This window comes from Mitsuaria sp. MSU3D, from assembly GCF_056867975.1.
Genome location: NZ_CP200314.1, coordinates 6549249 through 6564186, shown reverse-complemented (window position 1 = coordinate 6564186; position 14938 = coordinate 6549249). Strand labels below are relative to the sequence as shown.

The 14938-nt window shown below is 69.0% G+C and carries 13 protein-coding genes; 7 read left to right on the top strand and 6 right to left on the bottom strand.

Features of this window, described 5'->3' with window-relative positions:
• Window positions 1–70 precede the first annotated feature (70 nt).
• Together AC1VNM_RS28915 and AC1VNM_RS28910 are read left to right on the top strand one after the other, a co-directional pair.
• Window positions 71–919: a sulfurtransferase gene (locus tag AC1VNM_RS28915; RefSeq protein ID WP_483109197.1), complete on the top strand. Its 849-nt coding sequence runs from the start codon at window positions 71–73 to the stop codon at window positions 917–919.
• 134 nt (window positions 920–1053) lie between these two features.
• Window positions 1054–1506, top strand: a complete 453-nt coding sequence (locus AC1VNM_RS28910; RefSeq protein ID WP_377156870.1) for a universal stress protein — start codon at window positions 1054–1056, stop codon at window positions 1504–1506.
• Between the two features lie 53 nt (window positions 1507–1559).
• On the opposite strand, the gene AC1VNM_RS28905 is transcribed toward AC1VNM_RS28910, so the two are convergent.
• Window positions 1560–2336: a ZIP family metal transporter gene (locus AC1VNM_RS28905; RefSeq protein ID WP_377156871.1), complete on the bottom strand. Its 777-nt coding sequence runs from the start codon at window positions 2334–2336 to the stop codon at window positions 1560–1562.
• Between the two features lie 89 nt (window positions 2337–2425).
• Window positions 2426–3355 carry a dienelactone hydrolase family protein gene (locus AC1VNM_RS28900; protein WP_377156873.1) on the bottom strand — a complete coding sequence of 310 codons (930 nt, stop codon included), beginning with the start codon at window positions 3353–3355 and terminating at the stop codon, window positions 2426–2428.
• Window positions 3356–3493: 138 nt separating this feature from the next.
• Between AC1VNM_RS28900 and AC1VNM_RS28895 the strand changes: the two genes are divergently transcribed.
• On the top strand, window positions 3494–5008 hold the full coding sequence (locus tag AC1VNM_RS28895; RefSeq protein ID WP_483109196.1) for a Ppx/GppA phosphatase family protein: 1515 nt from the start codon (window positions 3494–3496) through the stop codon (window positions 5006–5008).
• 220 nt (window positions 5009–5228) lie between these two features.
• Here the strand turns inward: AC1VNM_RS28895 and ppk1 are convergent, their stop codons facing one another.
• Window positions 5229–7289, bottom strand: coding sequence for a polyphosphate kinase 1 (gene ppk1, locus AC1VNM_RS28890; RefSeq protein ID WP_483109195.1), 2061 nt, complete (start codon window positions 7287–7289; stop codon window positions 5229–5231).
• A 134-nt stretch (window positions 7290–7423) separates the two neighbouring features.
• Window positions 7424–8275 carry a UDP-2,3-diacylglucosamine diphosphatase gene (locus AC1VNM_RS28885; protein WP_377161506.1) on the bottom strand — a complete coding sequence of 284 codons (852 nt, stop codon included), beginning with the start codon at window positions 8273–8275 and terminating at the stop codon, window positions 7424–7426.
• Window positions 8276–8356: 81 nt separating this feature from the next.
• Between AC1VNM_RS28885 and AC1VNM_RS28880 the strand changes: the two genes are divergently transcribed.
• Both AC1VNM_RS28880 and recJ read left to right on the top strand, forming a co-directional pair.
• On the top strand, window positions 8357–9289 hold the full coding sequence (locus AC1VNM_RS28880; protein WP_483109194.1) for a hypothetical protein: 933 nt from the start codon (window positions 8357–8359) through the stop codon (window positions 9287–9289).
• Entirely contained in the window at window positions 9286–11034 is a 1749-nt protein-coding gene (recJ, locus tag AC1VNM_RS28875) for a single-stranded-DNA-specific exonuclease RecJ (RefSeq protein ID WP_377156877.1), read from the top strand. Before AC1VNM_RS28880 ends, recJ begins: the two co-directional genes overlap by 4 nt.
• Window positions 11035–11048: 14 nt before the next feature.
• Here recJ and trxC read toward each other — a convergent pair whose 3' ends face one another.
• Together trxC and AC1VNM_RS28865 are read right to left on the bottom strand one after the other, a co-directional pair.
• Window positions 11049–11498, bottom strand: coding sequence for a thioredoxin TrxC (trxC, locus tag AC1VNM_RS28870; protein WP_483109193.1), 450 nt, complete (start codon window positions 11496–11498; stop codon window positions 11049–11051).
• A 108-nt stretch (window positions 11499–11606) separates the two neighbouring features.
• Complete coding sequence (locus AC1VNM_RS28865; protein WP_483109192.1) at window positions 11607–12290, bottom strand: hypothetical protein; 684 nt, start codon at window positions 12288–12290, stop codon at window positions 11607–11609.
• 161 nt (window positions 12291–12451) lie between these two features.
• On the opposite strand from AC1VNM_RS28865, the gene AC1VNM_RS28860 reads away from it, so the two are divergent.
• Window positions 12452–12913 carry a host attachment protein gene (locus tag AC1VNM_RS28860; RefSeq protein WP_377156882.1) on the top strand — a complete coding sequence of 154 codons (462 nt, stop codon included), beginning with the start codon at window positions 12452–12454 and terminating at the stop codon, window positions 12911–12913.
• A gap of 107 nt (window positions 12914–13020) precedes the next feature.
• Window positions 13021–14859, top strand: coding sequence for a bifunctional diguanylate cyclase/phosphodiesterase (locus tag AC1VNM_RS28855; RefSeq protein ID WP_483109191.1), 1839 nt, complete (start codon window positions 13021–13023; stop codon window positions 14857–14859).
• Window positions 14860–14938: the final 79 nt, after the last annotated feature.

Sequence of the window (14938 nt, the reverse complement as noted above, 5' to 3'; positions counted from 1 at the left end):
AGCGACGCCGCACCCGGTTTCTCCCTCGACGTCCCTCGGGACCGCCCCCACCGGAGCGGGTCTTGACGGCTTGATCACGGTCGAGCAGTTGCAGGCGCTGATGAATTCGTCGGCGCCGCCGCTGATCGTCGATGTCCGCTTCGACCTGGCCGACACCGCGGCGGGCGAGCGCGCCTACGCGGCCGGCCATGTCCCCGGCGCGTTCTATCTGCACCTGGACCGCGACCTCAGCGGTCCGAAGCAGGACGCCTTCGGCACGTTCCGCGGGCGCCACCCGTTGCCCGAGCGCGAGGCTTTCGCCGCGCGGCTGCGGGACCTCGGCATGACACCGGGCCGGCAGCTGGTCGCCTACGACGCCGCCGACGGCATGTATGCGGCGCGCGTGTGGTGGATGCTGCGCTGGCTCGGCCATGCGCAGGTGGCCGTGCTGGACGGTGGCTTCGCCGCCTGGCAGCAGGCCGGCGCCATGGTGACAACGGACGTCCCCGCCGGCGCACCGGCCGCTTCCGCCGCCTTCGAAGCATGCGCGCCGCTCGAGGCGCCGTGGTCCGCGCAGGATCTGCTCGCCGGACTCGGCCGGGTCCGCCTGATCGACGCCCGCGCGGGCGAGCGATTCCGGGGCGAAGTCGAACCGCTGGACACCCAGGCCGGTCACATCCCGGGCGCGACCAACCGGTTTTTCAAGTCCAACCTGACGCCGGAAGGCCGCTTCAAGCCCGCCGCCCAGCTGCGCGAAGAATTCAGCGCGCTGCTCGGTCCGCAGGGCGCGGACGGGACGGTGCACCAATGCGGATCGGGGGTCACCGCCTGCCACAACCTGCTGGCGATGCACCATGCCGGACTCCCCGGCAGCCGGCTCTACCCCGGCTCCTGGAGCGAATGGAGCGCGAACCCGCGCTTCCCCCTGGCAAAGGGCTGACGCGTCCCCTTATTGACAACGCGCATGGCGCGAGCACCATGGGAAGGTCAGACTGCGAAGGCAAGCCCTGACCCCGCCTGTGGTGGGGGTCGGGTCCACTCAGCCCTACCCCGTTCGCTCGAAGGAGGCTCGCCATGTTCCAGCGCATCCTGATTCCCACCGACGGTTCCGACATCACCGCCAAGGCGATCGACACCGCCATCAAGCTGGCAAAGTTCCACGACGCCCGGCTGTTTGCCATCAGCGTCAAGGAACCCTTCCCCTACAGCGCCGTGTCGGAGATGCAGCCGACGCCGCCGCAGGAATTCTTCGACGCCCAGGAGCGCATCGCGCAGGAGCGCCTGGCGCAGGTGCTCGCACTGGCGCAGGCGCAGGGCCTGGAGATCGAGGCCCACAGCGTGGAGGCGCTCCACCCCTGGGAAGCCATCATCGAGCACGCCAAGCGCGTCAACGCCGACCTGCTGGTGATGGCCACGCACGGCCGGCGCGGGCTGCAGGCCCTGCTGCTCGGCAGCGAGACGCAGAAGGTGCTGACGCACTGCGCCTTCCCGGTGCTGGTGGTGCACGGCGAAGGCGCGCCGCAGTGATGACCCGTCCCTGGCCTTGACCGGAGCGCCCTCCCGGGCGCCTCCGGCCGGCTTCAGTGGGCGTGTTTGCCGCCCACGACGATCAGCACGAACACGATGCCCACGCCCAGCCACAGCAACTGCAAGGCGGTGTCCTTCCAGGGCAGCCGACGCTGAAGTTGCGGGATCAGGTCGGCGACCGAGACATAGACGAAGCTGCTCGAAGCGGCCACCAGCAGGTAGGGGAACAGCTGCTGCCAGGGCCCCACGACGTAGTAGCCGACCAGTCCGCCGACCACCGCCGCCATCCCCGACACGGCGTTGAAGAACAAGGCCTTCTTGCGTGTGAAGCCCGCGTTCAGCAGCACGATGTAGTCGCCGACTTCCTGCGGAATCTCGTGGGCGACGATCGCCATCGCGGTGACCCAGCCCAGGTGGTGGTCCGCCAGGAAGGCGGCGGCGATGATGATCCCGTCGCAGAAGTTGTGGATCGAGTCCCCCACCAGCACCGACAACCCACCCCGACCCGCCTGCTCCTGGTCGAAATGGTGATGGTGGTGGTGCCCGTCTCCCTCGTGGTGGTGGGTGTGGCGGTACAGCTCGGCCTTCTCCAGCAGGAAGAAGAACATCAGCCCGCCCAGCAGCGCCAGGAACAGGTTGTGCGGATCCGCCCCGCTCTCGAATGCCTCCGGCAGCACGTGCAGCAGCGCGGTCGACAGCAGCACGCCGGTGGACAGACTCACCAGATGCTTGACGATGCGGCTCAGCAGGCCGACCGTCAGCATCGCCGCGATCGTCACGGAGGCGAGACCGCCGGCGAAAGTCACCAGCAGGATGTAGGTCAGGGTCATGGATAAAAAAGGCGCACCACTGGGGGTGCGCCGGTTGGGGTTCTGAAAATTGTCTCAGACTCGTCAAGCCCCCCTGCTTCGGAGGACGTTCAAACCCCGTGCTGCTTGAACCACGCCTGGCAACGTGCCCAGCCGTCCTTGGCGGGCTCGGGCTTGTAGCTGGGGCGGTAGTCGGCGTGGAAGGCGTGGCCGGTGTCCGGGTAGACGACGAACTCGCTCGCCTTGGCCGCGGCACTGCCCTGCTTGAGCGCCTCCTGCATCGCGGCGACCGTCGAGACCGGAATCCCGTTGTCCTGGGCGCCGTACAGGCCCAGCACCGGGGCGTTCAACTGCCCCACGACATCGATCGGATGCTTGGGCGTCATGGCATTCGTCTGGCCCTGCAGGCGGCCGTACCAGGCCACGCCGGCCTTCACCGCCTTGCTGTGCGCTGAATACAGCCACACGATCCGACCGCCCCAGCAGAAGCCGGTGATCGCCAGCTTCGAGGTGTCGCCGCCCTGCTGCTTCGCCCACGCGACCGCCGCGTCCAGGTCGTTCATGACCTGCGCATCAGGCGTGCGCTGGATGATCTCGCTCTGCAGCTTGGCGATGTCTGAATACACGGTCGCGTTGCCCTGCCGCGCGAACAGGTCCGGCGCGATCGCCAGATAGCCCAGCTTCGCGAAGCGGCGCGCGACGTCGGCGATGTGCTCGTGCACGCCGAAGATCTCGCTGATCACCAGCACGACATGGGCGTTCTTCTTGCCCGCCGGCTGGGCGACGTACGCCGGCATCTTGAAGTCGCCGACGGAAATCGACACCGGACCCGCATCCAGGCCTTGCGTGTCGGTGGTGATCGTCTGCGCGGACACCGGCAGCACCGCGGCCGCGAAACCGCTGCCCACCGCCGTGCCGACGAAGGCCCGCCGGCTGAAGGCCCGGCCCGGCGTCAGCGTGTCGATGTCATCGCGGATCGCGTCGGCCTGTTCAGGGGACAGGCCGGCGGCGCCTTCGGCGCGGGAATCGGAATTCGTCATCTGCGGCTCCTCTGCTGGGATACGTGGTGGACGGAACGCCGGATGCTAGCGCGGGTGCCGTGCGACAGCATGATGAACCGCAGGATGAAAGCACTTCGTTCCCGGCGGGGACGCCAAACACCGCGACAATCGCGACCCATGACGCAAGCGCAAGTTCCCCTGATCCTGGCCGCCATCGACATGGGCTCCAACAGCTTCCGTCTGGAACTCGCCCAGTTGCAGCACGGGCAGTACCGCCGGCTGGACTACCTGAAGGAAACGGTGCGCCTGGGCGCGGGCCTGGATGCGATGAGCATGCTGACCGAGGAGGCCACCGAGCGCGGCCTCGCCTGTCTGCGCCGCTTCGCGGAACGCCTGTCGGGCCTGCCCGGCCGGCAGGTGCGCGCGGTCGCCACGCAGACGCTGCGCGAGGCGCGCAACCGCAACGCCTTCCTCGCGCGGGCGCAGGAGGTGCTGGGCCATCCGATCGAGGTGATCTCCGGCCGCGAGGAGGCCCGTCTCATCTATGCCGGCGTCGCCCGGTTGCAGACGGCCGAGGACCCGCGCCTGGTCATCGACATCGGCGGCCGCTCGACCGAGATGATCCTCGGCCGCGGCCCGCAGCCGGTGAGCACGGAATCCTTCCAGATCGGCAGCGTCAGCCTGTCGATGCGCTTCTTCCCCGAAGGCCGCTTCACGGCCGAAGCCTTCCGCGCCGCGCAGGTCGCCGCAGGCGCGGAGCTCGAGGAAGCCATCACCCAGTTCTCGCGCCAGTCGGCGCAACCGCGCTGGAAGCAGGCGCTGGGATCGTCCGGCACCGTCGGCGCCGTCGCGCAGATCCTGGCCGCCAACGGCGTCAGCCCCGACGGCTCCATCACCCTCGACGGTCTGCGCTGGTGCATCGAGCAGTGCCTGGTCGCCGGCCGCGTCGATGCGCTCAAGCTCGCCGGTCTGAAGGAAGACCGCCGCGCCGTCGTCGGCGGCGGTCTGTGCATCCTGTACACGCTGCTCACCCACTTCGACATCGACCGCCTGCACCCCGCCAGGGGCGCGCTCCGCCAGGGGGTCATCTTCGATCTCGCGGAACGCCTCGATCCGCGTCTGCTCGCCGCCGGCCGCGACATGCGCGAGCAGTCCGTCGCCGAGCTGCAGCGCCGCTTCGCCGTCGATCGCGAACAGGCCGGCCGCGTGCAGTCGCTGGCGCAGCGTCTGCACGCACAGCTGTCGCCGAAGGCCGAGGAAGAGCATCGTCGCGAGCTCTCGTGGGCCGCCGCGCTCCACGAGATCGGCATGATGGTCTCCCATCACGACCACCATCGGCACAGCGCCTATCTGCTGTCGCATGTCGACGCGCCAGGCTTCTCGCAGAACCAGCTGCGGCGCCTCGGCGACCTCGCGCTCGGTCAGCGCGGTGGATTGCGCAAGCTGGAGGAGCAGTTGCAGGAAGAACCGATGGTCTGGCAGTTGCTCGCGCTCCGCCTCGCCGCCATCAAGTGCCACGCGCGCAGCAACGTCGATCCGGCCGATATCAAGATCCGCCGCGACGGCATGGACGTCACCATCGAGATGCGCAAGGGCTGGGCCGACACCCATCCCCGCGCTCACTTCCTGCTCCGGGAGGAGCTGGAAGCGTGGGCCAAGGTCGGGAAGGTCCAGTTGGCACTGGAAGCCTGACGTCACCGAGCGCGACAGGCATGGCCCGGGCCGGCGCCGGGCGTCGAGCGGGCGCCAACTCGCTTTGCTCACCTGCGGTTCGCGCCGCTCGGACAGACGGCGCCCAAGTCAGTTTTTTTGAAGCTCGACTTCGTCGCCGGCCCGGGCCATGCCTGTCCATCGGGAACGAGGACTTCGTCTGGGCTCTGGTCCGTTTGGGGCAGCGTCGTTTGGGGTCAGGTCAGAGCTCTTCGCGGTAGAGGCGCATCAGCGCCTGTTGCGCACAGACACTGTTCGGGTTGCCCTCGGTGCCGATGCGTTGTGACGTGCCGTCGGGGCCCAGTTGCCAGGCGTCGAGGGTGTCGTACAGGTAGGGCGTCAGGCCTTCGTCGATCACGCGCTGGCGCAGCTTCGCGTCCGTGATCGGCCACGCCACCTCGATCCGTCTCAGCATGTTGCGTGCCATCCAGTCGGCACTCGACAGGTACAGCGCCTCCTGCTCGTCCTTGCCCCAGCGGAAATAGAAGATCCGCGAGTGCTCCAGGAAACGCCCCACCACCGAGCGCACCAGGATGTTGTCCGTCTCGCCCGGCAGGCCCGGCGGCAGCATGCAGGCGCCCCGCACGATCAGGTCGATCTTCGCGCCAGCCTTGCCCGCACGGATCAAGCCATTGATCAGTTCGGCATCGGTCAGCGCGTTGATCTTCAGGACCACCCGCGCAGTCTCGCCGCGCCGGGCCGCGTCCTCGACCTGCGTCAGGAGCTCGCACATCGTGCGGTGCAGGTTGAACGGCGCCAGCAGCAACTTCTTGGGCGCCTTGAACTTCGACAAGGACGCCAGCTGGCTGAAGACCAGGTCCATGTCGGCCGTGATCTCCGAGTCGGCCGTCAGATACCCGAGGTCGGTGTAGAAGCGCGCCGTCTTCGGGTTGTAGTTGCCGGTCGACAGATGCCCGTAGCGGCGCAGCTTGCCGCCCTCGCGGCGCGTGATCAGCATCAGCTTCGCATGCGTCTTCAGGCCGACGATGCCGTACACCACCTGCGCGCCGACCGCCTCCAGCCGCTCCGCCCAGTTGATGTTGGCCTCCTCGTCGAAGCGCGCCTTCAGCTCCACGACCGCCAGCACTTCCTTGCCGCGCCGCGCCGCCTCGATCAGCAGGTCCGCCAGCACCGACTGGCTGCCGGTCCGGTAGATCGTCTGCTTGATCGCCAGCACGTCCGGATCCTCGACCGCCTCGCGCAGCAGTTGCACCACCGGATCGAAGCTCTCGAACGGGTGATGCAGCATCACGTCGCCCTTGGTCCGCAGCTTGTCGAAGATCGACTTGCCGCGCGGCAGCCGGCCCTTGGGCCAGCTCGGCTCGTAGGGCTGGAAGCGCAGGTCCTCGGCGTCGGTCTGGTCGATCAGCTCGTTCAGGCGCACGAGGTTGACCGGTCCGTTGACCCGGTACAGCGCCGCCTCCGGCAGGTCGAACTGCTCGAGCAGGAAACGCGACAGTTCCTCGGGGCAGGTGTTGACCACCTCCAGTCGCACGGCGCGTCCGAAGTGCCGCGTCGTCAGGCCGGAGCGCAGCGCGTGGCGCAGGTTGGCGATCTCTTCCTCGTCGACCTCCAGGTCGGAGTCGCGCGTGACGCGGAACTGCGAGAACGCCTCGACATGCCGGCCCGGGAACAGCTCTTCCAGATGCGCGCGGATGACGCTGGTCAGCAGCACGAAGCTCTGCTTGCCGCCGCTGATGGCCGTCGGCACCTTGATCACGCGCGGCAGCACGCGCGGCACCTTGACGATGGCGATGCGGTTGTCGCGCCCCAGCGCGTCCTTGCCCGAGAGGCGGGCGATGAAGTGCAGCGATTTGTTACCGACCTGCGGGAACGGATGCGCCGGGTCCAGGCCCACCGGGACCAGCAGCGGACGCACCTCGCGCTCGAAGAACTTGGCGACCCACGCGCGGATCTCATCGGTGCGGTCGGCGTGGTTCAGGATCTGGATGTTGTGCTCGCGCAGCGCGGGCATGACCTGGTCGTTGAAGATCCCGTACTGCTCGTCGATCAGGTCGTGGGCGGCGCGGCCGACACGCTCGACGTCGCGCGGCGTCACCAGCCCGCTGCCGTCGCGCTGCACGTCCAGCATGTCGGCGAAGCGCACCTCGAAGAACTCGTCGAGGTTGCTGGACACGATGCAGATGTAGCGCAGCCGCTCCAGCAGCGGCACGTCGACGCGCTGGGCCTGGGCCAGGACGCGCCGGTTGAACTCGAGGATCGCGTTTTCGCGGTTGAGCAGCGGAACGTCAGGCAAAGTCATGGACTGATTCTATGAAGCTGGTGTGACAGTCAGGTGACCCTCTTTCGGGCGGGTCACACCCCGTTGCACCGCAGTCGAGGACGAGATCCGTCCCCCGTCAGGACGACGGAGCCCCCTGCCAGGGTCGGGTCGTGTCAGGCCGGCTGGCGCATCGCGGCGGCCAGCGCTTCGGCAGTCCCCTGCTCGGCGATCAGGCGCTGGCGCTCGGCCCAGTCCAGGATCTCGAGGTGGCCGTCCGCATGCTCGACCAGGGCGGTGAGGCTCTCGACCCAGTCGCCGTCGTTGGCGTAGGTGATGCCGTCGATGTCGCGCAGCTCGGCATGGTGGATGTGGCCGCAGACGACGCCCTGCACACCGCGCTTGCGGGCCTCGCGGGCCAGCGCCTGCTCGAACTCGCCGATGAACGAGACCGCGCGCTTGACCTTGAGCTTCAGGTACTTGCTGAGGCTCCAGTACGGCAGGCCCATGCGCGCGCGCAGCGAGTTGAGGTGGCGGTTCAGCTTCAGCGTGAACTCATAGAGCGTGTCGCCCAGATGGGCGAGCCACTTCGCATGCTGGATGACGCCGTCGAACAGGTCGCCGTGCGTGACCCAGAACTTGCGGCCGTCGGCGGTCTCGTGGATCCACTCGTGCGCGACCTCGATGCCGCCGAAGCTGTGCTGCAGGTATTTGCGGGCGAATTCGTCGTGGTTGCCCGGCACGTAGATCACGCGGGTGCCCTTGCGTGCCTTGCGCAGCAGCTTCTGGACGACGTCGTTGTGCTCCTGCGGCCAGTACCAGCTGCGGCGCAGCTGCCAGCCGTCGACGATGTCGCCGACGAGGAAGAGCTGCTCGCATTCGACCTCCCTGAGGAAGTCGAGCAGCGCCCGGGCCTGGCAACCCGGCGTGCCCAGGTGCAGATCGGAGATCCACACCGTGCGCACGCGGATCGACCCGCCGTCTTCCGCCTCGGCCCCAGGCGGTTCGTTCGAAACAGCGGCGGCCATGAGGGTGTCGGTCAGCATGGCCCCACAGGTTGCCGACCCTGGATGAAAGCTTGATGACCGGACCGCCGATAATCCCCCGCCATGCACCTGATGATCCCCTTCGCCAGCTCGCTGGACCCTCATTTCGAGGGCGCCCTGCGCGAGCTGGAGCTGCCGAACCTGAGCCGCCTGCTCGGGTTGCTGGCCCCGGTGGAGGATGTCGGCGACGCCGAGGAGACTTCCCCGCTCCCCCCGCACGACCTTTTCCTGGCGCGACGCCGCGGCGTCGCCGACGACCATCCGCCGATCGCCGCCTGGCGCGTGCGCGCCGCCGGGCAGGATCCCGCCGACGCCGCCTGGGCCCTGCTGACGCCGGCCCATTTCGCCGTCGGCACCGAGGGCGTCACCGCGCTCGGCCCCGAGACGCTCGATCTGGACGAGGCGGAATCCCGCGCCTTCCTCGACGCGCTGTCGACCGTGCTGTTCCCCGCCGCCGAGGGCTGGCGGACCGCCTGGTTGTCCACCGGCGAATGGGCGATCGCCCATGACGAGCTCGACGGCCTGGAAGCGGCCAGCGCGGATCGCGTGCTCAATCGCGGTGTCGAGACCTGGTACCCGCGCGCGCGCCGCCTGCGCACGCTGCTCAACGAGGCGCAGATGCTGCTGCACGATCACCCCCTCAACCAGGCCCGCGAGGAGCGCGGCCTGCGCCCGCTGAACGCCGTCTGGATCGGCGGCGGCGCCCGTGAGCGCGGCAATGCCTTGCCTGCCGGACTCCTCATCGACACGCGCCTGCGCGCGCCGATGCTGACCGGCGACCTGTACGCGTGGAGCGAAGGATGGAAGGCGCTGGACCAGGGCCCGATCGAGCAGGCCTTGAACGCCGCGCGCACGGGCGAGCCGGTCTCGCTGACCCTGAGCGGCGAGCGCCTGGCCCGCACCTGGAGACGCCAGCCGGCCAGCGGCTGGCAGCGGCTCAAGGAACGATTCGCGGCGCCGAGCGCCGCCGTCGCCACCGCCCTGGAGCATCTGTGAGCAGTCCCCGCATCCTGACCCGCGACGTCCCGCCGGACTCCGCGCACGCGCTGCAGGCGGCCGGTTTCTCGCCGCTGCTGTCGCGTCTCTTCGCGGCGCGGGGCGTGCTGTCCCGCGATGAGCTCGACCCCGACCTGAAGCACCTGCTGCCGCCCGAAGGTCCCTTGGGCATGCTCGGCATCGACAAGGCCGCAGTGCTGCTGGCCGACGCGATCTCTGGGGGTGAACACATCTGCATCGTGGCGGACTACGACTGCGACGGCGCCACTGCCTGTGCGGTGATGCTGCGCGGACTGGCGCTGCTCGGCGCGAAGCCGGGCACGGTCAGCTACGTCGTGCCTGACCGTGCGGTCCACGGCTACGGCCTGACCCCGACCATCGTCGAGCTGGCGCTGAAGCACGAGCCCAAGCTGCTCGTGACCGTCGACAACGGCATCGCCAGCCACGCCGGCGTGGCCTTCGCGCGCGCGCTCGGGCTGAAGGTCCTGGTCACCGACCACCACCTTCCCGCGGTCACCGCCGACGGCCAGCCCACCGTGCCCGACGCCGACGCGCTGGTGAATCCCAACCAGCCGGGCTGCCCCTTCCCCGGCAAGAGCCTCGCCGGCGTCGGCGTGGCGTTCTACGTGCTGACGGTGCTGCGGGGCGAGCTGCGCCGCCGCGGCGCCTTCGGCGAAAACGCGCCGCCGCGGCTCGACGGCCTGCTCGACCTGGTCGCGCTGGGCACCGTCGCCGATGTGGTGCGGCTCGACGCCAACAACCGGCGCCTGGTGGCGCAAGGCCTGCGGCGCATGCGCGCCGGCCGCATGCAGCCGGGCGTGCAGGCGCTGTTCACCGCGGCGAGCCGCGACGCGTCACGCGCCAACAGCTTCGACCTCGGCTTCGCGCTCGGCCCGCGCATCAACGCCGCCGGACGTCTCGACGACATGACGCTGGGCATCACCTGCCTGACGACGGACGACAGCGAGCAGGCCCTGGCCCTCGCGCGCGAGCTCGATCGCATCAACCGCGAGCGTCGCGAGATCGAAGCCGGCATGCAGGAGCAGGCGCTCGCGCTGCTCGAACGCCTGATGACGGATCCGCGCCTGAACGGCGCGCCGCCGCCCGCGCTGGCGCTATTCGACGCCGACTTCCACGAAGGCGTCGTCGGCATCGTGGCCTCGCGGATCAAGGACCGGCTGCATCGCCCGGTGTTCGTCTTCGCCGAGGGCGCGGACGGCCAGCTCAAGGGCTCGGGCCGCTCCATCCCCGGCTTCCATCTGCGCGATGCGCTGGACCTCGTGTCAAAACGCCACCCGGACCTGCTGCGCAAGTTCGGCGGCCACGCGATGGCGGCGGGCTGCACGCTCGCGCCCGGCGGCGTCGAGGCCTTCGCCGCGGCCTTCGAGGACGTCGCACGCGAATGGCTGGACGAAGCCTCGCTCACCCGCACGCTGCGCACCGACGGCCCGCTGCCGCCGGAGGCCTTCTGCGCCGAAACCGTCCAGGAGCTGGAGGCCCAGGTCTGGGGCCAGGCCTTCGAGGCACCGCTGTTCTGCGACCGCGTGCAGGTCGTGAACCAGCGCATCGTCGGGGAGCGCCACCTCAAGCTGCGCCTGCGCCAGGGGGCCTGGATCCGCGATGCCATCTGGTTCGGCCACACCGAGCAGTTGCCGGAGCAGGTGACGCTGGCGTATCGCCTGAGCCTCGACGAATTCCAGGGCCAGCAGCGCGTGCAGATGGTCGTGGAGGCGATGGCCGAGTAGATCGGCCGGGGCGCTCAGCCGAGCAACTGCTTGCGCAGCCACTCCACGATCGCCGCCGCCGGCATCGCGCCGGACTCCCGGGCGATCTCCTGCCCGTCGAGGAACAGCAGCATCGTGGGAATGCTGCGGATGCCGTAGCGCGCGCTCTGCTGCGGCGCGGCCTCGGTATCGAGCTTGACGAAGCGCACCTCGGGCAACATCGCCGCAGCCTTCTCGAACTGCGGCGTCATCATCCGGCAGGGGCCGCACCACGCCGCCCAGCAGTCGACGACGACCGGCAGTTCAGTGCCCGCGATGAACTTGTCGAACACCTCCGGCGTGAGGTCCACGGCCTCCGGCCGCATCAGCGGCGTGCCGCAGCGTCCGCAATCGGGCGCTTCGCCCAGGCGCTCGCGCGGCACGCGGTTCTTCGCGCCGCACGAGGGGCAGACGATGTGGAGGCTGACGGCGGCGGAGGTGTCCATGGAATCGTTCACTCGCGAAAGGAGACGTGCCCGAGGCGGCCCGCCTGCCGGTGTCGGGCAAACCGCATGCCGGACGGACCGTCTCGCACGCGAGCGCCGCGGTGCGTCTCAACGGACGATCGGGACGTAGATGGGGTCCATGCGCGTCTGGGTCCGGCCGCCGAAGTTCTCGATCTTCGTGCCGGACTGGATCGCCGAACTGAAGGGCGTGTCGCTCATGCCCGGATAGCGCTTGCGGAAGGCGGCCTGGTCGCGCTCGAACTTCTCGGTCAGCGTGACCCGACCACCGGAGATCATGTTGAGGAACTCCCGATCCGCCACGAAGTGGTAGTTGCCCAGGTACACGGCCTTGCCGGGTTCGAGGTCGATGACGACGTCGTTGAGGATGCCCGTCGATCGGACGTGGACGGTGCCGACGTCGATGGCCCATTCCTCGATCACGTAGCGTCCCGCCGGCATCTCGACGGCGAAGAGCGAGCCGCGGGACTTGAAGTCCGGGTCGATCCGCTTCAGATCACGGATCTCGAACGGATTCACGATCATCGCCGTGCCGTGAGCGATCTTGGTCGAAGGCCCGCCGCCCTCCACGGGCCGCATGCTGAAACCATAGCTGCCCAACGGGCCGGTGTAGGTGATCGACCCCACGAGCACGCCCTTCCCGGACTCCACCTTCGGGACATAGGTTGGCGCGACGTTGCTGGCGGCGCAGCCGGTCAACAGCGCCGCCACGACCGGCAACGCCCACCCCGCGAGCCGGCTCGGCGCCCGGCGGCTCTCCCTCTCGTGTGTCATATCCCTCCCGAAATTCGATGTCTGTTCTTCGAACAAGAAGTGGACCATGCCCGGGAGTGCCCGTTCCACCGGTGTTTCCCCAGCGGTGCAGGGAACGCAGAGGGCGATGGGTACGACGATTGCCGCCCTGGGTCCAACGAGAACTCTGTTGAAGGAACGAGATGACTGCCTACAAGGACGACGGGAAGCTTTGGGTGCTGGTGGCCGACGAGGGCGTGGCGCGCCTGCTGAAGCTGCCGGAGGAAGGTGGCGACCTGGAGGACGTCACGACGCTGACCGATGCCGCCGCCCATGCGAACAACGCGGACCTGCGCCGCGACGCCGAAGGCCGGCGCGGCAACAACGTGACCTCGTCGGCGAGCGTCGATGAATCGCATCAGGAGGCGATCAGCTTCGCCGCGCGCGTGGCCAAGACCCTGGACGACGGCTACAACAACGGCGAGGTGACGCAGTTGCGTGTCGTGGCCGCGCCGCGCTTCCTGGGCCTGCTGCGCAAGGCGCTGAGTCCGCAGATCACCAAACTGATCATCGACGAGACCAACGTCGACGTCGTCCACGAAAGCCTGGGCGCGCTCACGACCCGCCTGTTCCCGGAGCGGGACTTCAGCAAGCAGAAGCCGTGAGGTCGTTCACACCTGACCCCTGCTGTAACTGTTTGTCAAATCGATGACATAGAGGCCACCCAGAATGGGGACACCACGCGGCGCACCGTCCGCCGTGGTGTCCTCCCATGCCGACCACCCATCTGCAACCGCCCGACCCGTTGAGCATCGCCCTGTCCGCCATCATTCGCGACGGCGCGCTGGACATCCACTTCCAGCCCCTGGTCGAGATCGAGCGGGCCAACATCCTGGGCTACGAAGCGCTGACGCGCGGGCCGGCGGACACGCCCCTGCATTCGCCGCTGGTGCTGTTCGAGACCGCCGCGCGCCTGGGCCGGCTCGTGGAACTGGAGCGGCTGGTCGTGCGCCGCGCGCTGCGCCGGTTCAAGGAACTCAAGCTCCCCGGCCAGCTCTTCCTGAACCTCACCGCCGACACGCTGCTCGCCACCAGCGACCGCGGCGCGCTCATCGCGCGTGAGTTCGCGCAACTCGACCTGCCTGCGTCGCGTGTCGTCATCGAACTCACCGAAACGCGGCCCATCCTCGAGCCCGAACGCCTGCAGGACAGCATGCGCAGCCTGCGGGAGCTGGGCTTCGTCGTCGCGCTGGACGACCTGGGCGAGGGCTTCGCGAGCCTGAAGCGATGGATGGACATCCGGCCGGACTTCGTCAAGATCGACCGCCACTTCATCGACGGCATCGCGCAGGAACCGCTCAAGCAGCAGTTCGTCCGGTCGATCCTCGAGATGGCCGCCAGCTCCGGCTGCACCGTCGTCGCCGAAGGCCTGGAACAGCTCAGTGATCTCACCGTGCTGCGTCGCCTCGGCGTGCCGGTCTGCCAGGGCTACCTGCTCGCGCGTCCGAGCGCCGCGCCGCGCGCCGCGCTGCGGGCCGAGGTGGACGCGCTGCTCGCGCCCGAGCACCGCCGCCGCAGCGCCGACTGGATGCGCCTGCCGCCCGACGCGATCACGACCGCCGCGCAGCTGGCTCGCCGCAGCCACACCGTCACGCCCAAGCTCAACTGCCAGACCGTGGCCGACATGTTCCAGCGCGACGAGCAGCTGTTCTCGATGCCGGTGCTGGACGAATCGAACCGCCCGATCGGCATCCTGCGCTCGCTGCAGGTGCTCAAGCGCAGCGCCGAGCGCTACTTCATGGACATCCACGAGAAGCGCTCGTGCACCGCGCTGATGGACCCGCAGCCGCTGATCTTCGACGCGGGCACCTCGCTGCGCGAGATGAGCGACGCGATCTCCAGCCTCGACGACCGGCTGATGGTCGACGGCTTCATCGTCACCCGCAACGGCGAATACTTCGGCACCGGCCGCAGCACCGACCTGCTCAAGGCCGTCTCCGACCTGCAGGTCCACAGCGCGCGTTACGCCAACCCGCTGACGCTGATGCCGGGCAACGTGCCGACCGACCAGCACCTCGACGCGCTGCTGCACGAGGGCCGCGAGTTCGTCGTCGTCGCCTGGGACATCGACCACTTCAAGCCCTTCAACGACGTCTACGGCTACGCCGCCGGCGACGACATCATCAAGCTCTGCGCGCAGATCCTGCAGGACGCCGCTGACCCGGCGCTGGACTTCGTCGGCCACATCGGCGGCGACGACTTCGTGATGGTGCTGGGCTCGCCCGACTGGACCGCCCGCATCACGCGCGTCTGCCGCGAGTTCGACCGCCAGATCCGCCCCTTCTTCTCGGCGGAACACCAGGCGCTGGGCGGCTACGTGACGCTGAACCGCCAGAACCAGGAATCCTTCAATCCGCTGCCGACGCTGAGCGCCGGCGTGATCCAGGTGCAGCCCGGCGCCTTCGACAGCGTGCGCGCGCTGTCCGCCGCGCTGGCCGAGCCCAAGCACGTCGCCAAGTGCGGCACCGGGCCCAGTCGCTACTTCGTCGACCGCCGCCGATCCAGCGCCGGCGTCACGGACATGGCGCCGCTCCTAGAATCGACGGGGTGAATACCCCTTCCCCCGTTCTGCCGGCTCCGCCGGTTTCCTCCGCCCCCACCGACGCGCCGCCGGCTTCCGCCGCCGCGCC